The organism is Streptomyces coelicoflavus, assembly GCF_003112555.1.
GTDB classification, from domain to species: Bacteria; Actinomycetota; Actinomycetes; order Streptomycetales; family Streptomycetaceae; genus Streptomyces; species Streptomyces coelicoflavus.
In genome coordinates this window covers 48,358-73,211 of the sequence record NZ_BEWB01000022.1, presented here as the reverse complement: position 1 = coordinate 73,211, position 24,854 = coordinate 48,358, and the positions used below count along the sequence as shown (strand labels likewise).

Here is a 24,854-nt window from a genome sequence, read left to right as displayed (position 1 = left end):
CCGGCCTCATCGCGTGTTGCCGGGTGCCTCGTCACCGAAACGGCGGCCAGATGCGGTGGGCCCGGGCGTCGGCGGGCGCCTGGTCGCCGGACTCCTTGTCATGTGGTTCTCCGGGATTCCAGGAGCGTCGGCCGGCAGATCTGCGCGCCGCCGCAAACGCCACACCAGGACGTCACTGACGGAATCGGCGGTGCCGAGTTCACGGCTCTCCACGGCGTCGGCCAGGAGCGCGGCCGGGTCGTGGCCGGCGGCGTCGGCTTCTGCGATGGTCGCTGCCAGGGCGTACCAGCCGGGTTCGGCGAGGATCTGCTCGGCCAGGCTCGGCAGCGATTCGCGCAGAAGCGCTGTCTGCCGCTGGAGCATCGGCTGGCTCAGGCGTCGGCCGCGCTGGTAGAGCAGGCCGAGCGGCTGAGCGGCGGCGGGTCGGTAGGCGTTGCGCAGGTGCTCGGCGGCCCGAGTCGCGGCTTCGGCCTGCTGGGCGTGCCCCTTCCGCGCATGCCAGTGGGCGGCGGCCGTGACGAGGAAGAACAGCATGTCGATCGCCATAGCGGTGGTGGCGCCGTCCTCGCCCCGGCCGAGGGCCGGGCCTCCGTGGACGAGGTCGCGGGCCGCCTGCCGCAGGGCGCGGTCGTGTCCGCGTGCAGCGCGTACGTGGGAGCGCGAGACTCGCTCGAACGCGAAGGCGGCATCGCGTAGTTCGCGTCGGGTTTGGGCGGCGGACGTCTTCGCGAGGGCGTCCAGGATCTCGCCGGTCGCGGCGATGTACGCGGCAGCGACCGCGTCGTCACCGTACTCGACGGCCCCGATTGCCACCCACGCAGCCGTGGCCGTCCGGCGACGTGCTACAGAAGGGCTGTTGGACGAGGCGTTGCCAGCGGAATCTGGCGACGCCGTCTTGTCGAAGTCGGCGGACCAGCGCTCCCGGATCCGTGGCAGGGACAGATCCGGGGCAAGGCGCGCGCCGGGGTAGAACACGGGCTCACCGTCTTTGTTGCGGTCATCAGGCAGGGCCACCTTGTAGCCGAGCAGGTCGCCGGACGGGGCCTCGCGCTTGCGGATCAGCAGGCCGGCGGCGGCGAGGCGGTCGAAGAACTCCACTTCGCTTCGGGCGCCGGCCACCGCTCGACGTACGCTCTCCCGCAGTTCTTCGCGCGCGGTGCGCTCGCGGCCCTGGCGTTCGGCCTTGTGGCGTTCGGCGCTGGTGGGCCGCTTTGCTGCGGTGCCGTCACCGGGCGCGACCTGATGGAGGCCGAGTTCCTTTTCGATGAGGCGGGCTTCGGCCTGGGCGCGGGCGCCGGAGCGGTAGTCGTCGGGGCGGTGGCCGTCTTCGGTGACGAGGGTGGCGACGATGTGGATGTGGTCTTCTGCGTGGCGTACGGCAGCCCAGCGGCAGCCGGGCTGTCTGTCGCCGGGGTCGATGCCGGTGGCGGCGACGATGCGACGGGCGATGCCGGCCCACTCCTCGTCGGACAGGATTCGGTCGCCGGTGGCGGCGCGGACGGAGGTGTGCCACACGTGCTTGGCCGGACGGGCGTGCTTGGCGAGGGCCATGACCGGCTGGTCGAGGAGCTGCTGGAGGTCGGTGAGGGTGGCGTTCGGGTCGCGGCCGGGGTCGGGGGACATGCCGTCGAAGGAGGCCACGAGATGGGGGTCGGTGTGTTCCTCGTGCTTGCCCGGGCCGTAGAGGTAGGCCAGGAGCCCGATGGTCCGGGAGCCTGAGGAGTTGACGCTGGGGATCATGAGCCGCGGTGCTCGATCAGCCGTGCGGCGGCTTCGTGCGCGGTGTCGGCGGCACGTCGGACGGCGGCGACGGCCGCTTCGAGGTGAGGGACGTCTGCACCTGAGTTGAGTGCCTTGACTGCCTGGTTGAGGTTGCTGCCGGCCCAGCCGAGCCGCCGTCGGCTGTCGAACAGCGCTGTGATCACTTCACGCTCGTCGGCGATCTCAGCACTGGTGCGGTCGAGATCGCGAGCAGCGGCGAGTGCAGAGCGGGCGAGGAACCCGGCGACGGACAGATTGCACCGGGCGGCGGCGGATGTAATCAGGGCGTACTCGTCTTCGTTGAATCGCGTGGCGGGCTGACGCAGACGCTTCTTTGCAGGGGGCTGACGCGGTCGCTGACGGGCGCGGGGAGCAAGCTGTCGGCTGGCGCGCGGATCTGCCTGATTCCCCTCCTGCCCCGGCTTCGATCCGCCCCCGGTCGAAGCCTCAAGGACCTGCGCCCCCCGGTGCAGGTCCTCTCTCGCCCCCTCTGGGGCGGGCTCGGCGGAAGCTATGCTTCCGCCCCAACTTGCTCGCCCCGAGACCGAGTTGGAGCCGGGATCAGGTTCCGGGGTGGTGCCGTTCTTGGGTGCGGTTGTCATCGGGATTCGGACCTCGTAGAGCGGGTGCGTTGCTGGATGGTTGCCTCCAGCGCAAGGACTTCGGCGGGGCTGGCAAGGACGCGGACCGGCTTGTTGGGAAGGTCCTGGACGAGCCACTGCCCGGTCGGCATGAGGACGACGGCGTGGAGGAGGTGTCGGCGGACGAGGACCTCCGCCCAGGCGCCGGCCTCGGCGGTGGTGGGCCCGCCCGGAAAAGCGAGGGGGACGAGGAATCATGGCGTACCTCCTGAGAGGGGCGGTGGCCCGGCTTGAGCCGGGCCACCTTTACGGATGCGGGCCTTGAGCTGGGGCTTTGCCGGTTCAGCCGCACTCGGGGCAGCGCCCGACATGGCTATTGAGCGCGCGGGCCATCCGCTGCTTCGCGGAGGCAGCTTGCTTCGCACTGGACTTCGCCGCCGGCCTGCCCGCGTGCCGCTCGGAGTGAGCGAGCATGAATCTGATCTCTCGCTCGTACTCCGCACGGACGGTGTTGAACTGGTGGCAGGTCTTCATCGGGCTGTGCTCCTCGTCGTGATGTCCTCGTTCCGCAGCTCGTGGAGGACCAGGCCGAGTCGGTCGTTACCGACTCCCGTCAGGCCCTGGCGGCGGATGATTTCGCGCAGCTGCACTCGGGTGATCGCGCCGTTGCCGTCCCGTTCGAGCAGGGCGGGAACATGGGGGCGCACCTCACGGACAAGCTGACGCTCGGACTCACCCAGCTCGCGTGCCTGGCGCTCCGTCTGCGGAGTGCGGGACCGGGCCCGCTTGTCCTTGTTCTTCGTCCGGGACGTCCTGGTCGGCTTCCGGCGAAGCGGGACCTTGTGTCCTCGGTCCTGGGTGGTCTCGGTCCCGGACTGTGGGGCGGTCAGTCCTCGGTCCTGGGTGGTCTCGGTCCCGGACTGTGGAGCGGTCGGTCCTCGGTCCTCGATGGCCTCGGCCCCCGTCTTCGCGATGCCCGGTCCTCGATGAGGCGGGTCCTGAGCTGCTACTTCTCGTGTGCTGTGGTCGGTCCTCATGGCAGCTGCGGCTTCCGGTCCCGCGAGTTCGGTCCCGGGGACGGCACCGTCTTCACACGGTTCGGTTCCCGCGGCCGTCCCCGTTGCGTCGCTCTTGGTCCTTGTGTCGACCTCGGCTTCCGGGTCCGCCTCCTCGGGGACTGGTCCCCGCGGAGCCCTCGGTCCTCGGTCCCGGACCGGCTCGTCAGAACCGTCGGGACCGGGGACGGGGACCGGCACATTCGATGGCGGCTGTGCGGGGACCGTGGCGGCCGATGCGCTGCTGTGCGCCGGGGACCAGGGAGAAGGGAGCGGGACCGTGGCGAGCGCGAGTGCGTGTCGCCGGGCGGCGAGCTGGTCGAGCAGCTGTGCCCGCTGGAGAGGGTCGGTGCCGACCGAAGCCCTGCCGACCGCCTTCGACAGCCGTCGCGTCAGCCGTCGGCCGCGACGGCTCTGCTGCTGCTCGGGTGTGCGCTCGGCGAGGCGGGCGGCGAGGGTGACCGCACGGGCGGTGGCCCGGTCCCGGGTGATCTGCGCGGCGTCGCGTCCTCGCGCGGCGATGCCCAGGCGGGACAGCAGCCGCTCGCGTGCCTCCCGGCCCAGGACGGCGAACAGTCCGTGCGAGGCGGCACCCGGGGTGCGCAGGCGCAGTTCGATGCCCATGGCCAGGTGCCACAGCATCGCCGCCATGACCGGTCCGACGAAGGCGCGGACCGTGCCGCCGACGGGGCCGCTCTCGGCGTAGGCGGGGATCACCTGCACCGTGGTGATCACCCAGACCAGCGTGCCCGGCAGGCCGGGGGCGCCTTGGACGGCGAGGTTCTGCCGTGCCATCAGCGCGGTGGCGAATAGGGCGAGTTCGGCGGCGGCGAACATTCCGGCGCGCTCGGCGGTGCCGGCCATGTCGAGGTAGTCGGCGGCGAAGCGCCAGCTGGTGTCGGCGCTGTAGGCGGTGCAGCCCAGGGCGGCGACGGCGGCGACCTTGACCGCCGGGCCGCCGAGACGTTTCTGCGGACGGGTCCCCCGGCGCCGGATCGCCCAGGCGGTCAGCACGAGCGCGAGGGCAGCGGGCACGACGGCGGCGAGCAGGAGAGGGAGGTCCGAAGTAGCACCGAAGGCGAGGACAGGATGGGTCATGCTGCCTTTCCGAGAGGGGCCTGCGCCGGGGCCGACGCCGCCGGGCGGCCTGTCGGCTGCTGAGTGCCGGGAGCTGCGGGCGCGGGAGTGCCCTTGGCCTTGGAGGTCTTCTTCCGCTTCTTCCTGGAGCGGGGCACGCCGTAATTGCGGTCGCGGTCGAAGACCTTGTTGGCCGCTTGCCGGAGCAGGTCGCGAGCGTGCTTGTGACTGATCTGCAGGGCGGCGGCGAGCCGGTCGGGCTGCCAGCCCCGGACGTAGGCGTGGTCGATGACCACCTGCCGCTCGGCCTCCGTCAGGTGCACGTCGCGTCCCTGGAAGAACGCGGTCACACGCCGATAGTCCATACGCTGGTGCAGGTTGTCGTGCAGCGGGCGCCGCTCGGCTTCAGTGAGCCCGCCCCAGACGCCCTCCTTGAGGACGTTCTCCAGAGCGAAGTCCAGGCACTCGCGGCGTACGGGGCACCAGCCGCACAGCTCCTTCGCCTCCGCGATCTCCTCATGATCCCGGGGCCCGGGGAAGAACACGGCGTCGGCGTCCTCGACGTCCATGCCGTGGCACGCACCGCGGACGTGCCAGCTGGTGTCTGCGATGGCGCGCAGGCCGGTGGCCGGCGCGTCGTGGGTGGTGATGTGGCGCAAGGCAGATCTCCGATGTGCTGCCGCACCGGCCGGGCTAGGGCGGTACTCGGGGTGCGGCGTCGAGTGCCGGATGCGGCACAGGACGTGCACCGCAGCCGGCGCGGGACGGTGATGTTGCGGCGGTGCAGCGGACGGGATGCACGCACCGGAGGCGCCGGTCAAGCCAGGGCAGGCTGCTCGGCCTGATCCGTGCGCTGAGCCTGCTGAGCGGCGGCGAGGTCGAAGCGGCCCGGGTGCGGGTCGGCGCGTGGAGTGATGGCACGTACCCCGTCGTTGGGGCCGATCCGGCGGCGCCGGCACGGCTCGCCGACCGGGGCCAGACACCACTCGCATCGCACGCTCAGGGCATCGGGCAGCCCTTGCGCGACGGCGGCTTCGCGTGCTGCCCGGGCCGGCCGGAACGGTGCGAGGGCGGCTCGGGCGGCAGGCGGTATGCAGGAGCCGATCTGGTCCAGCCGAGCCTGCAGCCTCGGGTTGATCCCTTCCTGGCTGCTGGTGATGGCCGGGGCCTGCGCGGGCTGCGCCATACCGGCGGCGACGGCGCGCCGGGTGCCGACCAGCTCTGCGGTCCAGGCGGCCTGGTCGTCCGGATCCGCGGACGGTGTGGGGTCCCAGTGGAGGGCCAGGCGGTTGCGCCGGTAGCTCTCCCAGGGGCGCACCACGTCGGCGGGCTGGATCTGGTACGGCGAGGCGCGGAAGTGCTGGCGGGCGGCGACGCGGGCGTCCCAGCCGTGCGGTGTGGCCATCGGCACGTCGCCGAGCAGCTCGTGCCACTGGGCGAGCTGGTCGCGGGCCTCGCCCTCGTCGGTGCGGATGCTGCGGGGGTCGAGCCGGCCGACGTAGGCCAGCAGGGCGGCGATTTCGCGGCGGTCCATGTTCAGCCCTCCGTTCCGGTCGGCTCGTCCAGGGCGGCGAGAAGGGCGGCGGTGTGCCTTTCGGCCCGTGTCATGCCACCGGGCGCGGCGGTGTTCTGGCCGGGCACGGCGTAGAGGTTCGGGCGGCTGGGGGAGTGCTCCCGGGTGATCCAGGAGCGCCAGTCGGCAGCCCAGGCTTCCGCCGGCCTTGGAGCATGGCCCGCCCGGTGGGCACGCCACTTCGCGTCGGCGGCCTGCAGGCCCTGCTCGCCGAGGCGGTCGAGGTGTCCCTGCTGGCGGGCCCAGGTGTGGGTGGCGGGGTCGACCCGCCACTCGGTAGCCGGGAGGACGGCAGCACCACCACTGCTGTACCTCCGGTTCAAATCAGGTTCACTACGGTTCTGTGTGCCGGTGGCCGGTACATCGCTGTGCCGGTGGCCGGTACGCCGCTGTGCCGGTTTCCGCCTGGACCTGCCGGTTTCCGGTACTGCCGGTTTCCGGACCCTCGCGGGGGATTCCGGCACCTCACGCGGGCGGATCCCGTACCGCTGCAGAGCCGACAGCCGGAGCTTCGCAGGGCCGTCGGCCGCGTCCGACACCGCCGTGTCACCCGCTTCCTCCCGCTGCTCTCGCAGCGCCTGTGCGACCGCTACGGCAGCGAGAGGCAGGCGGTAGACCGTGCTGCGCTGCGGGCCCACCAGGTCGTCGAGCTGTTCCAACTCGCCGGCCAGGAGCAGACGCTCGACGGCTTCGCGCACCGCGGAGACCGAGGCGCGCGTGCGCTTGGCCAGGCTGGACAGCGAGGCCCAGGAGATGCACTGCTCGTCGGCCACCCGGTCGGCGATCGACAGCAGGACCAGACGCGCGGCCCCTCGGCTGGAGCTGTGCTCCCATACCCACTCGCGGGCTTCGCTGCTCATCGGCCACCCCCGACGAGGCGGTGGGTCCGGCGACTCGCCGGCGCCGGGGTGGTGGGGTCCGGCTCGGAGCGCTGAGGCGCCGGGGCGGAGGTGGCTGCCGCGCAGGCCAGGCGGAAGGGCCTTATGCGCAGGGCAGGAGACATGCGATACTCCCTTGTGCAGTGTTGCCACGCTGATGCGCCCCTCGGAAGGACTCAGCGTGGTGATGGTGGGCAGTCGCCGCCCTTGCCGGGGCGGTCATGCCGTTTAGCGTTCGGCGTCCGTGAGTTACCGCTCTCGGGCGCCATCGCTGTTTCCTGGACCTTCGCGGTCCGTGCCGTGCTCTCCTCGCCTTCGCGCCGTGGGCGGGCTGCCCGGGGACGACGAACATACGCACGGACCTGCGTCAAGATCCAGACTTGGTTCTTAAACTCTGTACTAGTTGCAGAAAGTCCCCGAGTGATCACATTCCGCAGCCGAGGGCGGGTGGCTGGCCGGAGGACTTCGATCTGGGGCCGAGAGTCGGCTGCCGCGCCGATCGGGAGCGCTGTTCCGTCGCCCGGGGCGGAGGGTTAGGGGCGTTCCTCCTGGCGAAGCCGACGCCCCTGCGTCTGGAGGAGAGGTTCAGCGCGCAAAAGGGGCCGAAATCCGCCGTCCTGCAGGGCTGGAATGCCATTTGGCGCTCGGCGCCCGGCAGTTGAATCCCCTGTGAGTGTCGGCGCTGATTGTGTGGCCCTCTGTCCGCCCGGCTATTCGCACCCTTCGCGTAACGCTCGCCCTGCTGTCGGGTGCCGGTCAAGGCACTGGGGCTGGGGTGACGAACATGTGCGGGGAATGCGCCAAGACTCAGATCTTGCTGAAATGCTCTCTGCGGGGTGAAGGGGCCGCCAAAATGCGGCTCCCTCGATAGATGCGGCGAACGGGAGTGCGGGCGGCAACTCGAATCCACCGACGTCCTCACAGATGATCTTCAAAGTGCCCTCCCTCGTGTCGCCTACTGCAGCGGCTTCTTCAACCGCCCAGCCGGAGTGATCCAAGTCATATCCGACCGGGAGCACCCGCGCTGATCCAGCGAGGGCATCACTCACGCCCCCGCGACTCGTCCCCGTGACCTGCGGTCCGTTGTATGGACGAACAGATCTTGGGCTTGGTCCGGATCATTAGTCAATGCACAGTAAAGATCACAGCGGAGTAACAAGATGTCTGCTACCGAAATGATCGCTGCGCCGTAATGCCGCTCAACTTGCCGATGCATACGCGGACTTCGCGAGCCAAGGAGCGGTGCGACGGCCGCAAGCTCTCTGCATCCATGGGGGACAAGTCGGTCAAAATGCGGTGACCGGCAATCTTCTGCCGGTCGCGCAGCGCCGCCATCGATCTATCATGCAGTGCAGGGGGCAGCACCTGATTGACATTGCATTGAGGGCTTGCACGGTTAGATCCAGATGCAATCTTGCAGGACGGGAACCGTGCAGACGAGAACTGCGAGGAACGTGGCATGCGCGGGGTCGTGAGGGGCGGGGGCGGGGAAGAAGGACCCACCGGGGTCGGCGCTCTACTGCGCGTCTTTAGGGCCGCCGCCAGCACCACGCTCGGCCGCCCGATCCTCCAGAGAGAAGTGGCCGACGCCCTGCATAGAAGCGAGCGATGGTACCGGGACCTTGAAAGCGGAACGATCACCCGGACCCTCACCCGTCACGAACTTGACACCATCGGCACGTTGCTCGGACTCGATCGCGTCCAGCGACGTGCGCTGTTCCTCGTCAGCAACGGCGGGGGCCTCTCCAGCCCGGAAGCCCAAGAGCCACCACGCATCAGCGACGAACTGCGCCTCCTGCTGGACCAGCAGCCTTTCCCCGCCTACGTCATCGATGCCACCTGGAACGTCCTGGCCGTCAACACGTCGATGGCCGCCCTGTTCCCGTGGTCGACCGCCCCCGGGGCCAACCTCATGCGGTGGCTGCTCCTCAGTGCCGAAGCGCGAGACCAGCACCTGAACTGGGAGGCCGACGCGGAAGTGTGCGTGCGCATGCTCCGCGACGCGGCCGTAGACCGCCCCCACGACCCAGACCTTCAGCAGCTCATCAGCGACACCAGTCAGAATCCCGCCGTACGCGACCTGTGGACCCGTGGCGCAGCCGACTTCGCCGACCACTACGACGGCCACCTACTGCAGATGGCGCTCCCGCTCTTCGACGGCCAGGTGACCGAACTGGTCACCCATGTGCTGCAACCCGCCGGTCTTCCTGGTTGCCGCATGACAATCCTGAGCCAGCGAGCACCCCAGGAGCCAGCAGACCGGCAGGCCGTCCAAGCAATGTGACCGGCCTCCGCCGGCGCTCGGCTATCCGCGGCCCGGTCGGGGGAATTCCTGGCGCGCGGCCCCCGCGCGGCCTCTGTCAACCCGTTGCCAGGACAACCGTGGCGACGGTCTCTCCGAGCGCCGACTGGCGTTCCACGGGACGCTGATCTCAGCTATATCGTATTGGCGGGTGCCAACCCCAGCAGCTCCCGCCTGTTGAACTGTCCCAACGCTCATGCGACGCATTCAACTCACAAGCCCATAGCCCGACTTCCGCAAAGTTCGGCCAGAGTGACGACAATCACCAAATTGCGTCCCGTGACAGAGGAAGAGGCTCCTGTAATGGGCCTGCGAGAGCGGCAATACTGCGTGGCAAGCGTCACCCTTCAGGGGAAGGGGAGAAGCCAATAGAATGGGCCAATGATCATTCACGATGCGCGCGGCGGACAACTCCTCCGCGTGGGAGACCCGGGGCAAGGGGTCCACCTGCTGTTCTCCACGCCGACGCGGCCATACGGGGACGACCCTGCGCTTGATGTGACCGTACGGGCCAAGGGCGCGTGGGTGGACGTCAGCGAGTTGGTCCGGACGCTGGACGGTGACGGACTGGTGGAATTCATTTCGTCACTGGCTGACGTATCGGGCAGCTGGAGTGAACCTCGTACTTGGCGGTCCAGCGAGGGGCAATTGCAGATATCGGCACAGCGTTCGGATGGGCGCATCGTCGTGACGTGGGGGATCTGGCGAGGGATGACCGAGTCCGAAAGTGCGTGGTACTTCGAGACTGTCACCTCCCACAGGGGCGAGGGTGAGATGCGGGAATTTTCCACAGCGTTTCAGGCTCTATTTGACGGAAAGTCAGAGGCGATTGCCTAGATGCCCACCGGTGCCCCCGGGTGTGCTGCCGCTGGAAGTGCGTGCAGCGGCAGACCGCTAGACTGGCCCATCAACCTTTGCCCGGCCATCTTGTGTTCTGACGCCTGCCCATCCAGCGGGGGCCTATGGACGGGCGGTCGGTAGTTTGTGGGTCTAACAGCGGCTAACACAATGAGGTGGATCAGTCCTGGTTGCCGTGTCCCGGACGGGAGTTGAGCGTTCGGTCCGGTGTGGGAACGTCGCCGTGGATCGTGTCGGATGAGCTGTGGGACCGTGTGGCGCCGCTGCTGCCGCAGCGTGAGCGCAGGTTCCGGTATCCGGGTCGCAAGCCGTTGCCGGACCGGGCGGTGCTGTGCGGGATCTTGTACGTGCTGCACACCGGGATCCAGTGGGAGTACCTACCCAAGGACCTCGGCTTCGGGTCGGGCATGACGTGCTGGCGCAGGTTGCGGGACTGGAACGAGGCCGGCGTCTGGCAGCGGTTGCACGAGATCCTGCTGGCCGAACTGAACGCGGCCGCACGTCTGGACTGGTCCCGCTGTGTGGTCGACTCCTCGCACATCAGGGCGCTAAAAGGGGGCAACACACGGGTCCATCGCCGGTTGACCGAGGACGAGCCGGTTCCAAGCATCACTTGATCACTGACGGACACGGCACCCCGCTCGCGGTGCTGCTGACCGGCGGCAACCGCAACGACGTCACCCAGCTCCTGCCCCTGCTCGACGCGATCCCGCCGGTCCGCGGCCGGGTTGGTCATCCTCGCCGGAAGCCGGACTCGCTGTTCGCCGACCGCGGGTACGACCACGACATCTACCGGGACCAGGTCCGTGCCCGCGGCATCGTGCCCGCGATCGCCCGCCGCGGCACCCTGCACGGCACCGGACTGGGCACCTACCGCTGGGTCGTGGAGAGGAGTTTTGCCTGGTTGCACGGCTTCCGTCGCCTGCGCATCCGCTGGGAACGGCGAGCCGACATCCACGAAGCGTTGCTCAAACTCGCCTGCTGCCTCATCACCCATCGGCAGCTCGGGACATTGCGCTGACGCTGGAACCGCTAGGCACTCCATGGATGTCTGTGGCTCATGCCATGATCCGGCCTCATGAGTGACCGATCGCTTGCGCCTGCCTGGCTGGCCTGGTGGACAGACAGAGTTTCCGGGACTCTCACGACCATGACAGGCGAGTTCGAGCGTCGGCACGGCTTCCCCCCTGGGACCAACCAGGTCCGGCCGGCCGACCACGACGATCAAGCCGCGGCTCGTACGCTCGCCCAAATCACCCCTACACCAGCTGACCTGGTCACCTTCTACGAGAGCATCGGCGATGTCATCTGGGAGGACGTCGGCAACGGCCTCTTCCTCGATCCGGCCGGTGACGTCCTGCTGCAGCTCCAGGAGCACGGCATTGTCGACGTCGGCACGGACCAAAAGGCTCATGGCCTGGTCATGGGCTCGAATGGCGGCGGCCTGATCTACGTCGCGGGGCCCGATGGGGCCGTTTACCGGACGCGGACGGCGTCGCTGGAGGAACCAGAGTTCGACAAGGTGGCCGATGACCTCCGAAAGTTTTTGGAGCTACTGGAGCGCTCCCTGACAAGGTTCAACGCCGACGGTGATCCGGGATGCCTGTAAGCGCAGGCCTCAACGCTCATTTTGTTAGCCGCTGTAAGTCGGCAGACCCGGACACCGGGGAGACCTACCGACGCATCCTCGTCCCCAATGTTCAGGTAAGCCCACTGCTCGGCTGGGGACCGGACGGCCCCGCGCAGGCCACCCCCGTCGGTGCCCATCCGCACGTACGAGTGCGCCCTCTGGCATGTCTCCGAACAGGGGTGGGCACCGGAGGAAGCGTGTGATGTGCGAAGGGTCAGCCGACCAGGTCCTCAGCGAGGGTGTTGACGTCGCCGGCACCGATTAGCATGATCACGTCGGCGTCCGTCGCCTCGTCCCGCAGCAGCCGGGCGAGGTTTGCTCTGCCCGGGGACATCTGCATCTGCGGTGCCCGGTCAGCGACATCGGCGGCGAGCTGCTCGGCGACGTGCGTCCATACCTCGGGATTTTCCCGGGCTGGGTAGACGGGCTTGACCCACGCGAGGTCCGCCGACGCGAGCACGTCGAGAAACCCGCCCTGGAACTGCTGTGTCCGGGAGAACAGGTGCGGCTGGAACACCGCCAGGACCCTTCCACCACGGGCGACCTGGCGGGCGGCGGCCAGGGCCGAATCCACCTCGACAGGGTGGTGGGCGTGACGGTGACCTCCTCCAATTCGGCCAGATTGCGGCGGAGGTGCTGCTCGCTGAGGGCCCGCAGGAGTGCATCGAGGCCCTGGTCCTCCTGGATCCTCGGATCGGCGGCGGCCTCCAGGGTGTTCGGGCACCAGCCGCGCCCGACACACCGGCTCCGGGCATTGGGGTTGAGGGTCGCGGCCCGGCCACCGTTGCGGAAGTAGCCTCCAACTGCCTCGTCGGCGCGGCATGAAGAACTCCAGCTTGGTGTTGAGCGGTGTGTGCTGCTACCGGGGATGCGACACGTACGTCGTGTCGCGGGAGGGCATCGGAGGCGGCAGTCAGCGCGGCCTACTTGGCTGGGGCGAAGGCGGTGAAGTGCGCAGGCGGGTGGTCGATGGGCAGGTCGGGCCGCCAGGACGTGAGGATCTGGGCGCTGCAGACGAACAGGCCGTTGGGGAGCTGGTCGAGGGGGTACCACGCCCAGTCGCCGACGCTCTCGTCCGGCTGCGTCAGTGGCTGCCCTTGCCAGGCGTGGACGAGCGCGCCGACGGTGACCCGCAGGACCCCCTCGACGTGATCGACAAGCGTGCCCAGCAGTTCCACGTCGCCGGTCCGAGCGACCAGGCCGGTCTCCTCGGCGAGTTCTCGGACGACCGCCTCCTCGAAGGATTCTCCGGTGGCCTCCACGCTGCCGCCGGGTAGTTCGAGGGTGCCGCGGCGATGTCGGCCCAGCAGGATGCCCTGCTCGCTGAGCAGGATCGCCCCGACGCCGACTGCCGCGTGGGCGGCCGGGGCTCGGGTGCTGCGGGGTCGGCTGGAGACGCGCGTCGGCCGGTCGGGAAGGCGCCGGGCGCGGACGAGCTGATGGACTACCTTGGCGTTCTCGTCAGGGTGCGGAAACAGGTCGATGGCTTCGACGCGAAAGCCGTACTCGGTGAGCAGGTCCTCCCACAGCTGCGGTGCCAGGACCCACATCTGCGTCGGCAACGGCGGGTCGTCGCGCAGCAGGATCATCTCCTCGCGCGGCGCCACTGCCGTGGACGGACCGTTGCCGTGCAGATCGGTGTGCAGGAGCGAGAGGATCAGCGGGGCATCGGGACGCAGACCATCGCGCAGCGCAGGCAGCGAGCGGTGCGGGTCGATGAAGGCGAGCGTCCCGATCGCGTACGCGGCGTCGAACGGCTCGGCTCCGCCCAGGTACTCGGCCACGTCTGCTCGGACGAACTCCACGCCGTCCGCGCCTGCGTGGGTGGAGACGGCGCGCTCGTGCTGGGTCGGGGACAGCTCGATGCCGGTGACCCGCGCTCCGTGTGCCTGGGCGAGGTGGACGGCGTGGTGGCCGGCCCCGGAGCCGATGTCCAGGACGCGGCGGCCGGTGACGTCGCCGAGGACTTCTGCTCCCGGCCCGATGCCTTGCCAGGGCGTCCAGCGGAGCCGTTCGGGGACGGGCGGGGTGTATGCGCGGGCGAGTTGGCGCTGGCCGTAGATCTGCCAGGCCCGGGTGTTGGTGTCCTCGGCGGGCACGGTTGCCTCCTGGTGGGCGGGTGTTCTGGGGGTCAGGTGTGTGTGATCAGGTAGGCGGGACCTTCGCCGCGTCGGGCTCGTTCGATGGCGTCGAGGCGCGTGAAGGCGCGTGGGGCCATTAGCTCCTGCCAGGTCGCGAGGTCGTGGACGGCCCACAGGTCGTGTTCCGCGGGGTCGAGGCGGATCCGGTCGAGCTGGGCGGCGGTCAGCTGGCCTCCGTCGAAGATGAGCCCCACCTTGTTCAGCGGCTGGCGCGGTCCAGCGTGGAGGAAGTGCGTCAGGAGCAGGGTCGGCGTGTTGAGGGCGAGCTCCAGGCCGGTCTCCTCGACCGTCTCCCGCCGGGCGGTCTGCAGCGGGTCCTCGCCCGGGGCATCCAGATTGCCACCGGGGAACTGCCAGAGTCTTGAGCCGTAGACCGAACGGAGCTGGACCGGACGGTCGTGTTCGTCGCGGACGTACAGGCAGCCGTACACCGTGTGGTGAGGGACGGTCCGCGCGTACTCCTCGGCTGGCATCGGCATAGGGCGGCCGGGCCGGGCAGGGCGGTGGTCGAAGGCGAGGGCGAGAACGCCGAGGGCTTCCTCGGCCGGCGGGTAGATGCCGCGGAAGTCGGCGAGCAGCTCGCCGGGCGACCCGTCCGGGTTGATACGTGAGGTGCCCTCCGAGCGGAGAAGGTCGTCGAAGGAGGGGTACAGGGTGATCCGCTGCACGATGACGTCGAGTTCCCGCCCGCTGTCCCGGTCGTGGAAGACGAGCGTGTCGCCCACGGCGACGGCGCGCCTGCTCGGGGTGGCCACCCTCACTTCGATTGTTTTGCGCCCTGCTTCCACCTGCCGGTAGTGCCGCCCGAGAAGGTGCATGTGATGCTCGGGCGTTTCGTCTCCGGCCGCCGGGCTCGGGATGGCTGGGATGGCTTGCTGGGTGTCGTCAGGCATACGTGCCTCCGTTCGATGCTTTCCGTCCGCTCCGGTCGTTGGGCCCACGTGGACGAGTCCATTGGCGAGCTACGGCAGTTCGACCGGTCCGTAGCGCGCGTGCGGCTCCTGCCGCATCAGGGCGTCGTACCGGTCTGCTGCCGAGAAGTGCCAGAACTCGGTCCCGTAGTTCGTGAAACCCGCGCCTTCCATGGCGTTGAGCAGGAGGGTGCGGTGGTGGCGCGCCTGGGCGCTGAGGTTCACGGCGTGTGTGTAGCAGATGCCATTGCTCTGCTCGGGGGAGGCGTTGACGCGGGTGCCGAGGTCGAGTTCGTGGCCGTCCTGGTCGACGAGGGTCACGTCCACGGCCGCGCCCGCGGAGTGAGGCGCGATCTCTGGCGGCGACACGTACCGGCTGGCGGCCTGGTGCAGTTGCTCAGGTGTCCAGTCAGGGTGGGCGGTGGCCAGCTCGTTCCGGTAGTCAGTGAAGTAGCGTTGCTGGAGGGTCAGCGGCCGGTAGCCCTCGATGAACAGCAGGTCGGTGCCGGCGGGCAGGAGCGAGCGGGCGTGCTGCAACCGGGCCAGGACGCCTTCACGGACGTGGGCGAACGCCCCCAGTGGGTCGGGCTTGCGGGGGTCGACGCGGAAGTTGTGGTCGCGCACGTCGACGAGTGGCTCTCCGCACTCGCGCACGGGGATCGCCGCGACCTGCGGATCGGACATCAACACCGGAGGAATCATCGAGTCTCCCTGTGACGGATTGCGCTGAGGTGGCGAGGCGGGGGCGGCAGCGGTCAGAGCGGTCTCGCGCACGATCCGGGCGACGGTGTCCCGCAGCGTGCTGTCGGCCGGGATTACGGCATCCAGACCGCCGGGCAGCAGATCCAGCTCGCGGTACCAGGAGGTGAGGTGGGCGTCGGTGACGTGCGCCAGGTAGGCGGCATCCGCCTTTGACGCGTGCCGTACCAACGTCGCTTCCAGCGGAACGTCCAGGTAGTAGCACCTGGAGACGCCGCGGTGGTCCCGTACCAGAGACGTGATCATGTGGCCGTAGCGGTCGGCATACAGGATCCCTTCGAGGACGACGTGGAAGCCGGCGTCGAGGGCTGCGCGTGCGATCGTGCTCAGCAGGGCGATGTTGGCGCCGCGCGCGGTGTCGTTTTCCCTGAGTACGTTCCGGCGGATCACGTCCTGGCCCACGATCGCGATACCGCGGCCGTAGTGATCTCGCAGGCTCTGGGCCACGCTCGACTTGCCGGACGCCGAGTTGCCGCGGATTACTACGAGGCGGGTGTCTGGACGCCCGGTCGCTGTCGCAGTGGGCACGCGACTGGATGCGCTGGTCATGCGGGCCAGCCTGTCTCGCTGTACAGCTCGTCGTTCTGGATCTTCTCGATGGCCTGTCGGGTGTAGGGGACGAGGTCGTCGGGAAGGGCGGCGGGGTCCCAGAATTTCCACTGGGTGCACTTGTCCGGCTCGCGCAGCACCGGCTCGCCGCTCCAGGTGCGGGCGCGGAAGAACAGGCCCATGCGGGGCGGGTTCCTGGGCTTGTCGATGTGGTGGACGACGTGGACGAGTTGGACGTCCTGGCGCTCGATGTGCAGGCCGGCTTCCTCCATCGCCTCCCTGATCAGGCAGTCGGTGGCGTTCTCCTGTTCGCAGTGGCCGGCCAGGACGTGCCAGGTGGACGGCGCGAACGCGGAGTCGGGGTGGCGCAGCCCGAGCAGCACCGTCCCGTCCGGGCGTTCCAGGTAGAGGTGGAGGCCGATGATGTTGGGGACCGTGCCGTGCGGTGGCGCCAGACGCTGTTCCTCGGGCTCGGCCTCGGGTCCGCTCCGCATCGGCGGGTGGCCGGCGGCGTGGCGCCGTATGAGGTCGCTGGTCGTGTCCGCGATGCGCAGGCGGTGGAGGTCGTCGGGGGCGAACCAGGCGAGCATTACTCCTTCGGTCAGGTGGAGTTCGCGCGGGTCGCCGTTCCAGCGGCCGGCGTAGATGGCGATGGGTACGGTCGTGCCATCGTCGTGGGAGGCGTACTCGGTGCCGAACGGGGACAGGCTGGCGAGATCGAGGCCGGCTTCCTCGGCCAGTTCGCGCCGCACGGTGTGTTCCAGGGTGGCGTCCTGGGGCTCTCGGCCGCCCCCGAGCAGGGACCACATGCCCGGCTCCCAGATCTGTCCGGGGAAGTAGTCGCGGAGATGGAGCAGGTACTCGCCGCGGTCGTTGTAGATCAGGGCGGAGGCGTTGGCCGTCTCGGGTTCGACCTGGAGCGGCAGTTTGAGCAGCTTCTCGCGCAGTGTCGGGGAAGTTACCCAGTCCACGGGACGCCACTCGATGCCGCCGACCTCCTCTTCCTGCAGCACGACCGACACCTCGGTCGTCCGCAGGCGGAAGAGGAACCGGAGGTCGAAGTGCTGGTGTGCGGGCTCGCCCTTGCCCGGATGGGCGTCGGTGTCGTGGATGTCGATGTCCAGCGGCACGGTCTCGTAGCCCGGCCACGGCGTGACGGCCCGAGCCGGGATCCCGGTCTCCTCGTGCAGTTCGCGGAGGGCCGCCGCTGCCAGGGAGTCGTCGGTGGGCTCAGTGTGTCCGCCGGGGACGAGGACCTTCCCGCTAGCCAGGTGCAGCACGTGCAGGATGCGGCCGAGATGGTCGACGACGATCGCGCCGCAGGTGACGTGCCCGGTGAAGGTCGAGCGGCTGGCGATGTCCTCGCCAGGCCGGTCGAGGGCGTCCGGGAGGACGCTGAGCTGCTCGCGCTCGTGAGGGTGACGGGCGAGGTAGGTATCGACGGTGGTGCGGATGTGGTGGTGCGACAACGACATGGGGACTACCTCGCAGGGACGTGGGGCTGAGGGAGCATCGGGAACGGGCTGGTGTCTCTGTCCGGCGGACCGGTGGCCCGGCCCGGCGATCAGGGGGCGTCGCCGCTCATCCGGCGTTGCAGCTCCCACAGGGACCGGAACAGCCCTGGCTGCTGTGTGAGTTGGGCGTAGGTTCCCTCCTGGACGGTCCGCCCTTCGTCCAGCACCACGATCCGGTCGGCGACGGCCACGTTGCTGAGGCGGTGCGTGATCAGCAGGATGGCGCGGTCCTTTGCCAGTTCGCGCAGGCCGGCGAAGATCCGGTGCTCGGCGCAGGCGTCGAGGGCGGCTGTGGGTTCGTCCATCACCAGCAGCGCTGCTTGCCGGTGGAACGCGCGGGTGAGGACCAGGCGTTGCCACTGCCCTCCGGAGAGCTGCTGTCCTCCGAACCACTCGCTGGTCAGGAGGGTGTTCAGGCCCGAGCGGAGATGGGGAAGCATCTCCGCGGCGCCGGACGCCTCGCAGGCGGCGAGCAGGGCCGCGTCGCTGGTGTCGCCCTGCCCGAAGGTGATGTTGTCGCGCATCGTCAGCGGCAGGTAGGTGAACTTCTGCGGTACCAGCGCGACGTGTTCCCACGACCTCCACGGGTCCAGGTCCGCGGTGGAGGCATGGTCCCAGGCCACGTCCCCTTCGGTGGGCAGCAGCAGCCCGCACAGCAGGCGCGACAGAGTCGTCTTGCCGGAGCCGTTCTCACCGACCAGTGCCACGATCTCGCCGCGCTTCACATGCAGGGAGACGTTGCTCAGGCTGTCCTTGGGCGCGCCGTCGTATCGGTAGGTGACGTCACGGACCTCAAAGCGCTCCGGGGCCGCGGAGACTGACGCGGTGCCGCGGGAGTCGGCCATGGCCTGGCCGTGGGCGTTGTCGAGGAAGTTCTGCCAGTCCTGCACGTACCAGCCGGTGCGCACCAGGCGGGCCCCTCCGTTGATGATGCCGCGCACCGAGCCGGTGGCGGTCTGCAGGGCGAAGACGGCGCCTCCGCCGGCCGCCAGGCTCATCCGCCCGGAGGCCAGGAGCCACAGCAGCGCCGCCCACACCGCGGTCGAGGCGACCCCGCCGGCGACGGCCCCGGCCAGTCCCATCCAGGCACCGGTGTTGGCGGCCTTGCGCTCGGCGTCGTTGACCGAGGCGGCCAGCCGGCGGTACCGCCCGATCAGGAAGGGGCCGGCCAGGCAGGCGCGCATCTCCTCGCTGGACTCCTGATAGGCCATGTGCCAGCGAAGCTTGCCCAGCATCCGGCGCCGCCCGGAGGTCTCCAGCCCGGCGAGGTAGAGCACGCGTGCGGAGCGCACGTACGCGGCGGCCTGCGGCAGACAGGCAAGGAAGAGCAGGGGGAGGAGCAGGGGGTGCAGGACGGTCAGGACGGTGGCGCCGGCCGCCAGCGTGGCGGTGGCCGCCAGCACGTCCTGCGCTTCTTCGACGAGGTCGGGGGTGACCTGGGCGCCGCGGTCGGCGATGTCGTAGGCGTCGTTGTAGCCGGGCTTGTTGTTGGCGGCCAGCTCCGCGCCGAGCGCGGCCTCGATCATCGTCAGCTCCGCCGCCCGGCCGAGAACCGGGCGCAGACGGCCGGTGAGCCAGACGACGGCGATGCCCAGCAACGCGCGCAGGCCGGCGGCGGCGGCGATCACGGCCAGTTGCGGGGCCGCGTCCCACAGTCGTGCGGTGATGTCGCCTGCGGAGACCAGTGCGGTGATCGTGCCCGTGACGGCCAGGAGGCCGAGGGCCGCGAGGACGCCGGTGCCGATCTGGCAGATCAACAGGCCGACGGTCGCGCCGCGGTCCACGCGCCAGGCCATCCGCACCGAGCGCCGCACCAGCGAGGGCAGGCGCCGCGCCATGGTACGGGAGGTCAGCAGGGAGCCGGCCTGGAGCCTGGACTCGTCGCGGTAGAGGTATTCCTCTTCTCGAACACCGGCGTCCCGATGTTCGCTGGCCGGCGCGGTCCCCTTGGGTGGTTGTGGCGGCTGGTCCTGTGTAACGGCCGAGGTCATCGTTCCCCCTGGGACGGTCGCTGCGGCAAGGTCGTGAGGTCTAACGACGCGGTTGCGATATCGAACACACGTCATTCGGTCGTGCTGGAAAGCCCGTGATTCCCTGCGTCCGTGGAACCCGCAGGCGCCACATCCCTGGTCTGGCTTGGAGCGGCTGCGGGCAGGAAATGGCCGAAACGCCGACACCGCCACACCACGTGAGCAGTACGCCTCGGCAGAGAAGGTCACCCCCTCCTAACCGGTATGGGAATCGGCCTGCAGCAGCTTTTCCAGCTCCCTCTCGGCGTGGCCGACCGCGCCCCTCAGGGCCTCGTGGTCGGGGGCGGACAGAGCGCCGGCTCCCAGTCCGGCCGCGGCGATCACCGCGGTCAGCGCTCCGGTCGCCTGCTCGGCCAGGGCTGACGCAGCGACGGGGTTGTGCAGAGCCTCTCGTGCGGCGTAGGCGTCGAGTCGTGCGACGCTGACGAGGGACTCGAGTATCCGCGCATGATGGCGGCCGGCGCGATCCACTTCCAGGGCTGACAGGCCCGTTCGGGCCTGGAAGACGGCGGTCGGCGGATCGGGATGGGCAAGGAGCCGGACGGCTTCCTCCACTGTGCGGTCGAGATCGTCTCCCGGGACGGGGCCTCGGCGGGCCAGCAGTGCGCCTGCAGGGGGAGCGCGGGCGCCTTGGTGCGGCGGACCAGGGGGATGCGGCTGGCTATCGCGGGGATCACCGGCTCAGCCCTTGCGCGCCCAGTCGACGACCAGCCGGCTGTAAGGCTTGTCGACGACGAAGCGCGGGTCGTTGGGCGTCAGCCGTTCGCGCGAGTCGGCGACGGCCATCCGGAAGCCCGGCTCGGGGGCGGCGTTGCCGCCGGTCGCGTCCCAGGCGCGGATCTCGATCACCACGCGCTCGGCGAGGTCGGCCCCTGCCTCGCCGTGGCCGATCACGCCGGCCTCCCAGTACCGGCCCTTCTCGTCCTCGCCCTCGCGGACGGTCAGGTACGCGAGCGACCCGGCGTCGAGGGCGGCCATGGAGCCCCCACCCGAAGTGCGGGGTGAATCCGCGGCGCTGGCCCGGCAGGCGGGACAGGCCGTTGGGCAGCACGCAGGCCAGGTACAGGTACAGCCACTCCCAGGCGGAGCCCTGGCGGAACTTCACCCCGGTGTACATCTTGGTCTGCTGCTGGTCGAGGACGGTGCGCAGGGCGTCGCGGTCGACGTCCTGCTCGCTGAACGTCTCCAGGCGCACGTTGCCCTCGCCGGTCATCGGCACCAGCGTGTACACGTTGTCGCAGACGCCCTTGCGCAGCGGGATGAAGGTGGCCATCTCGCAGGAGACGGTCTTCCACGTCTCCCCGTCGCGTTCGAAGGCGAAGGAGCGGGAGATGCTCCCGCGGATGCGCATCGGCAGGACCAGGCGCCCGCCGGGGGCGAGCTGGTCGAGGATCTTCACGGGGACGTCGCCCGAGCCGACGGTGAAGATGATCCGGTCGAAGGGAGCGTGCTCGGGCAGCCCGGCCGCGCCGTCGGCCATCACCGCGGTGGCGTTGTCGACGCCGGCCTCGGCGAGGTGGCGGCTCGCGCCGGCGACGAGGTCCTGGTCGACGTCGAGGGTCCACACCTGCCCGCCGGGGGAGACGATCTTGCCGAGGAGGGCGGCGTTGTAGCCGGTGGCTGCTCCGGCTTCCAGGACCTTGTGACCGGGCTGGGCGCCGAGCTGTTCGAGCTGGGTGGCGACGATGGACGGCGCGGAGATGCAGGAGATCATCTCCCCGTGCTCGTCGTGCTTGATCGGGACCGCGTCCTCCTTGTACGCGCTCTCCAGGTCGACGCCGGGCAGGAAGGCGTGCCGGTCGGTGGTGCGGACGGCGTCGATGGCCGCCTGGCTGTGCAGGTGGCCGCTGTCGATGAGCCGCTGGGCCAGGGCCTCGTCCGGGTTGGTGGGGGCGGTACTGGCTGTCACGGTGATCTCCGTTCGGGAGGCTAGGGACCCAGGGCGGGACCCGCGGGTAGACACGTCAGCTCCTTCGGTGTGCAGGCGACGTAACGCCAAGGGGCTCGCCGTCGCGGTCAAGAGTCGAGGCGGTGCGACGAGCCGGGGCTGGCTCGACGGTTGACGTAGCGCTCCCATACATCCGCCGAGACGGACGCAGCAGCCAGCAGGGCCTGTGTCAGGGGTTCGGGGATGTGCCCCTGACCGAGGCCGGCTGAGGCGATGGCGGCGGAAAGCGTACGGTGCTCGCCGTGGCTTAGCGCTTTGCGGCACACAGGGTGGGCCAGGACGTCGCGTGCGACGTACCCGTCTGTCTGTGTCATCGCTTCGCAGGTGAGACGGCGCACTGCTGCGGCCTGTCGGGTCTTTGAGGAGAGGTCGAGCACGACTAGTCCCACACGGGAGCGAAAGACGGCAAGTTCGGGAGCCGAGTCGAGGGCCAAGTAGCGCTGCACCATCTTGTCGATCGGCTCGACCGGGTGCTCGTCGGCTGCCCTGTGGCAGAGGACGGTGAGCGCTGCCGCGACGGATTGCTCCCATGGCTCCACCAGATGGCTCGTGTGCAGGAACGTCAGCGCGTCGCTGGACTGCTCGCCGAGGCAGCGGACGATCACTTCCACTTGACGCCCGTCGAAGAGACGCTGGCCTATGCCCCGGTGCTGCCTGCTGTGCGCCCGTGCGCGGTCCCATTCGCCTGCTGCGACGAGGGCACGGGTTCCGTCGCCGAGGAGGACGGTCCACAGCCATTGGCACACCTGTTGATGATCAGCTGCCGACGTCGTGAGGTGCTGGAAGGACGTGGTGCGGCCGTCGATGACCGCTTCGGTCTTCGATCTGACTGCTCGGGTCAGGGAGTCGAGCAGGTGGTATGCGCCGTGCCCGTCGCCGTCGCGGATGCGTAGTCGGGCCAGGTTGACCAGGGGTTCCAGGGCGTACCGGGCTTCCTGCGCGCCCAGGGGTTGGGTGCGCAGGACGGCCTCGGCGTGACGCCAGCACAGAGTGCGCGCCAGGTCCGGCATGCCGCAGTCGCTCGCGATCAGCGCCGCCTTGTTCAGGGCGACGGTCGCGGAGGTCACGTTGCCGTCGCGCTCGGCGGCGGCTGCGAGGTCGGTGATCTCGCGGACCCGTTCAGCGAGGGGCGGGCACGCTGGACGTGGACGGGCAACGAGCGGGAACCGCTTCGCTATCTGGCTGACGTCCATGTCACTGCCATTCGATGACGATGCGGTTGAGCGGGTTGTCGAAGGCGAAGCGGCCGGGCTTCGGCGCGAGCGGGGTCGCGTCGAGCGGCTGGATCTCGAAGCCGACGTCGAGCGCTCGGAAGTCCTGGTCCCAGGTGCGGATCTGGTCCGCGACGTCTGAGGCGAGGGCTTCGGCGTCGGGGCCGTGGCCGATGACACCGAACTCGTACAGGGTGGCGCCGTCGGGGGCCTTCTTCGCGTACGGGCGCCGGGTGAGGTAGGCGAGGGTGCCGTCCTCGAAGACCGCGGTCGAGGACGGGTAGGGGGCGGTGACCAGCCCATTCTCGATGGCCTTGTTCTTGGCGGGCATCCGGCTCAGGCCGTTGGGCATGGCGCAGGTGAGCCATAGCTCCAGGTATTCCGCCGACTCCGGGCCGCGGAAGGTGACGTCCGTCCACGCCTCGGTGCGCGGCTGGCGGAAGATGTTGCTCAGGGCGTCCGCGTCGACCTTCTGGTCCCCGTTGGTGACGAGGGTGACGGTGTGGTCGGGGTCCAGGGGCACGAAGACGCGCGGGTCGTCGGCGATGCCCCGGCGCAGCGGCATGAACGTGTTCATCTGGCTGCCGACGCTGCGCCAGGCTCCGTCCTGGTTCTCGAAGGCGATCGAGCGGGAGACGCTGCCGCGCAGGCGCAACGGGGTGAGGAGCCGTCCGCCGGGGGCGAGCTGTTCGAGCCAGGCGTGGGGAACGCCGTGGGCGCCGACGGTGGCTTCGATGCGGTCGTACGGCGCGTTGGGGGCGTGGCCGACTGCTCCGTCTCCGAGGATCACTTCCACGTTGTGGATGTCGGCGGCGGCCAGTCCGCCGCGCGCTCCGTCCACGATGTCCTCGTCCACGTCGATCGTGGTGACGTGCCCCGTCTCGCCGACGAGGTAGCCCAGGAGTCCGGCGTTGAAGCCGGTGCCGGCCCCCAGCTCCAGGATCTTCTGGCCGGGATGGACGTCGAGCTGTTCCAGCATCATGGCGACGATGTCGGGCTGGGAGGCGCAGCTGATGGAGCGCCCGGACCCGTCGAACTTCGTGTCCACGGGTGCGTTCCCGTACGCCTTCTCCAGCGGGGCGTTCGGGACGAAGAGGTGACGGGGCACGGTCCGCATGGCCTCCTCCACCCGGGGCGTGCGCACGCACCCGGTCTCGACCAGATGGTCGATCAACTGGGAGCGCAGACGGCCGGCGGAAGGGGCTTCGATGGTGTCACTGTTCACCCCGTTGACCGTAGTGACCGGTGCCCCCTCAGCTTGGGTGGACGCGGCGTTGTCGTTCGTTCCCATGACTACCTCTTTCGCGAGTGTTGACAAGGTGTGCTGGTCCTCGGTGGGGAGGCCCAAGCGGTTGAAGTGGAAGATGCCGTGGTGGGCGATCAGGGCCCGCAGCCCTCGTTCCAGGCGGCCCTGGCGGTTGAGGTCGGCGAGCTGCTGGCCGAACCACTCGAAGGTGGTTATCCACTCGGCCAGCGGCGCCAGTCGGCCCCGGGCGACGCTGCGGCTAGTGGTGCCGACGTCGACGGTCATCAACCGGTGGACAGCGGCCCGGTGCCGTTGCGGACTACGAACCTCGTCGCCGAGGCGTTCGGCCGCGATCCTCGCCCAGACGTCGCCCTGCTCGTACCAGTCGAGTCCCGCCGCGCGCATCGCCACGCTGAGCAGGAGGACCGCCAGCTCGCGGCGGCCGAGCTGGGGGCCGCTGACGGCCTGCTGGCGGGCCGCCTCGTCCAGCAGGTGACGGCTGTCGTAGTGGAACAGGGTGTGCGCGATCTTCATCGCGGCGGGGCCGCCGAAGGCCGTCTCTTCCGGTTCGTAGATGCCTCGTGTCCAGGAGGCGAGGACGCCGGTGTCGACCAGCTCGTCCAGGGCAGCGTCGAGGACCTTTGCTGAGTCCGGGCCTGCGGGCCGATACCGCAACCGCCACCAGGGGTGCTTCCGCAGGAAGGACCACTGGGCCAGTTCCGACTCCTGGGCGATCAATACCGGGAGTAAATACTCCACGGCGGTGGCCTCCGCGTGACTCCAGTTGGTGAACCGGATGAGGCGTTGCGGCCATTCGTCCGCAGTCATGT

The 24,854-nt window shown here is 69.6% G+C and carries 21 protein-coding genes; 4 read left to right on the top strand and 17 right to left on the bottom strand.

Annotated elements, in window-relative coordinates:
- Window positions 1-6: 6 nt before the first annotated feature.
- The 7 genes from Sco07f_RS38000 to Sco07f_RS37965 all read right to left on the bottom strand — a co-directional run bounded on the left by Sco07f_RS38000 (window position 7) and on the right by Sco07f_RS37965 (window position 6,907).
- Window positions 7-1,740, bottom strand: coding sequence for a relaxase/mobilization nuclease domain-containing protein (locus Sco07f_RS38000; protein ID WP_174855479.1), 1,734 nt, complete (start codon window positions 1,738-1,740; stop codon window positions 7-9).
- On the bottom strand, window positions 1,737-2,363 hold the full coding sequence (locus tag Sco07f_RS40990; protein WP_244942248.1) for a hypothetical protein: 627 nt from the start codon (window positions 2,361-2,363) through the stop codon (window positions 1,737-1,739). Before Sco07f_RS40990 ends, Sco07f_RS38000 begins: the two co-directional genes overlap by 4 nt.
- A gap of 321 nt (window positions 2,364-2,684) precedes the next feature.
- On the bottom strand, window positions 2,685-2,876 hold the full coding sequence (locus Sco07f_RS40985; RefSeq protein WP_108990598.1) for a hypothetical protein: 192 nt from the start codon (window positions 2,874-2,876) through the stop codon (window positions 2,685-2,687).
- Entirely contained in the window at window positions 2,873-4,495 is a 1,623-nt protein-coding gene (locus Sco07f_RS37980) for a hypothetical protein (protein ID WP_108990597.1), read from the bottom strand. The genes Sco07f_RS40985 and Sco07f_RS37980 overlap by 4 nt, the downstream gene beginning before the upstream one ends.
- Window positions 4,492-5,133, bottom strand: a complete 642-nt coding sequence (locus Sco07f_RS37975) for a WhiB family transcriptional regulator (RefSeq protein WP_108990596.1) — start codon at window positions 5,131-5,133, stop codon at window positions 4,492-4,494. The genes Sco07f_RS37980 and Sco07f_RS37975 overlap by 4 nt, the downstream gene beginning before the upstream one ends.
- A gap of 158 nt (window positions 5,134-5,291) precedes the next feature.
- On the bottom strand, window positions 5,292-6,008 hold the full coding sequence (locus Sco07f_RS37970) for a zinc finger domain-containing protein (RefSeq protein ID WP_108990595.1): 717 nt from the start codon (window positions 6,006-6,008) through the stop codon (window positions 5,292-5,294).
- A gap of 2 nt (window positions 6,009-6,010) precedes the next feature.
- Window positions 6,011-6,907: a helix-turn-helix domain-containing protein gene (locus tag Sco07f_RS37965; RefSeq protein ID WP_108990594.1), complete on the bottom strand. Its 897-nt coding sequence runs from the start codon at window positions 6,905-6,907 to the stop codon at window positions 6,011-6,013.
- 1,597 nt (window positions 6,908-8,504) lie between these two features.
- Between Sco07f_RS37965 and Sco07f_RS37960 the strand changes: the two genes are divergently transcribed.
- From Sco07f_RS37960 to Sco07f_RS37945, 4 genes are all read left to right on the top strand, one after another.
- Window positions 8,505-9,209 carry an MmyB family transcriptional regulator gene (locus Sco07f_RS37960; protein ID WP_369695815.1) on the top strand — a complete coding sequence of 235 codons (705 nt, stop codon included), beginning with the start codon at window positions 8,505-8,507 and terminating at the stop codon, window positions 9,207-9,209.
- 399 nt (window positions 9,210-9,608) lie between these two features.
- Window positions 9,609-10,064 carry a DUF6228 family protein gene (locus tag Sco07f_RS37955; RefSeq protein WP_108990592.1) on the top strand — a complete coding sequence of 152 codons (456 nt, stop codon included), beginning with the start codon at window positions 9,609-9,611 and terminating at the stop codon, window positions 10,062-10,064.
- Between the two features lie 191 nt (window positions 10,065-10,255).
- Window positions 10,256-11,106, top strand: a protein-coding gene (locus Sco07f_RS37950) for an IS5 family transposase (RefSeq protein WP_108990632.1) whose coding sequence is annotated in 2 segments (ribosomal slippage) — window positions 10,256-10,618 and window positions 10,621-11,106 — 849 coding nt in all. Because the reading frame shifts where the segments join, the coding sequence is not laid out codon by codon here.
- Window positions 11,107-11,235: 129 nt separating this feature from the next.
- A complete protein-coding gene (locus tag Sco07f_RS37945; protein ID WP_108990591.1) occupies window positions 11,236-11,694 on the top strand; it encodes an SMI1/KNR4 family protein in 459 nt (152 codons plus the stop codon).
- A gap of 235 nt (window positions 11,695-11,929) precedes the next feature.
- Here Sco07f_RS37945 and Sco07f_RS41295 read toward each other — a convergent pair whose 3' ends face one another.
- From Sco07f_RS41295 to fxlM (Sco07f_RS37890), 10 genes are all read right to left on the bottom strand, one after another.
- A complete protein-coding gene (locus Sco07f_RS41295; RefSeq protein WP_216720663.1) occupies window positions 11,930-12,289 on the bottom strand; it encodes a glutamate ligase domain-containing protein in 360 nt (119 codons plus the stop codon).
- A gap of 349 nt (window positions 12,290-12,638) precedes the next feature.
- Window positions 12,639-13,814 carry a bifunctional class I SAM-dependent methyltransferase/NUDIX hydrolase gene (locus Sco07f_RS41185; protein WP_108990589.1) on the bottom strand — a complete coding sequence of 392 codons (1,176 nt, stop codon included), beginning with the start codon at window positions 13,812-13,814 and terminating at the stop codon, window positions 12,639-12,641.
- A 32-nt stretch (window positions 13,815-13,846) separates the two neighbouring features.
- Window positions 13,847-14,617, bottom strand: coding sequence for an NUDIX domain-containing protein (locus Sco07f_RS37930; protein WP_244942247.1), 771 nt, complete (start codon window positions 14,615-14,617; stop codon window positions 13,847-13,849).
- A 201-nt stretch (window positions 14,618-14,818) separates the two neighbouring features.
- Window positions 14,819-16,075: a M15 family metallopeptidase gene (locus Sco07f_RS40965; protein ID WP_244942246.1), complete on the bottom strand. Its 1,257-nt coding sequence runs from the start codon at window positions 16,073-16,075 to the stop codon at window positions 14,819-14,821.
- Window positions 16,072-17,550, bottom strand: a complete 1,479-nt coding sequence (locus Sco07f_RS37915) for an NUDIX domain-containing protein (RefSeq protein ID WP_108990587.1) — start codon at window positions 17,548-17,550, stop codon at window positions 16,072-16,074. The genes Sco07f_RS40965 and Sco07f_RS37915 overlap by 4 nt, the downstream gene beginning before the upstream one ends.
- 89 nt (window positions 17,551-17,639) lie before the next feature.
- Window positions 17,640-19,580, bottom strand: coding sequence for an ATP-binding cassette domain-containing protein (locus Sco07f_RS37910; protein WP_108990586.1), 1,941 nt, complete (start codon window positions 19,578-19,580; stop codon window positions 17,640-17,642).
- Between the two features lie 234 nt (window positions 19,581-19,814).
- A complete protein-coding gene (locus Sco07f_RS37905; RefSeq protein ID WP_108990585.1) occupies window positions 19,815-20,174 on the bottom strand; it encodes a hypothetical protein in 360 nt (119 codons plus the stop codon).
- A gap of 118 nt (window positions 20,175-20,292) precedes the next feature.
- Window positions 20,293-21,528: a methyltransferase, FxLD system gene (gene fxlM, locus Sco07f_RS37900; protein WP_244942245.1), complete on the bottom strand. Its 1,236-nt coding sequence runs from the start codon at window positions 21,526-21,528 to the stop codon at window positions 20,293-20,295.
- A gap of 107 nt (window positions 21,529-21,635) precedes the next feature.
- Window positions 21,636-22,760 carry a hypothetical protein gene (locus Sco07f_RS37895; protein WP_108990584.1) on the bottom strand — a complete coding sequence of 375 codons (1,125 nt, stop codon included), beginning with the start codon at window positions 22,758-22,760 and terminating at the stop codon, window positions 21,636-21,638.
- A 1-nt stretch (window position 22,761) separates the two neighbouring features.
- Window positions 22,762-24,852, bottom strand: a complete 2,091-nt coding sequence (gene fxlM, locus Sco07f_RS37890; RefSeq protein ID WP_108990583.1) for a methyltransferase, FxLD system — start codon at window positions 24,850-24,852, stop codon at window positions 22,762-22,764.
- Between the last annotated feature and the right edge of the window lie 2 nt (window positions 24,853-24,854).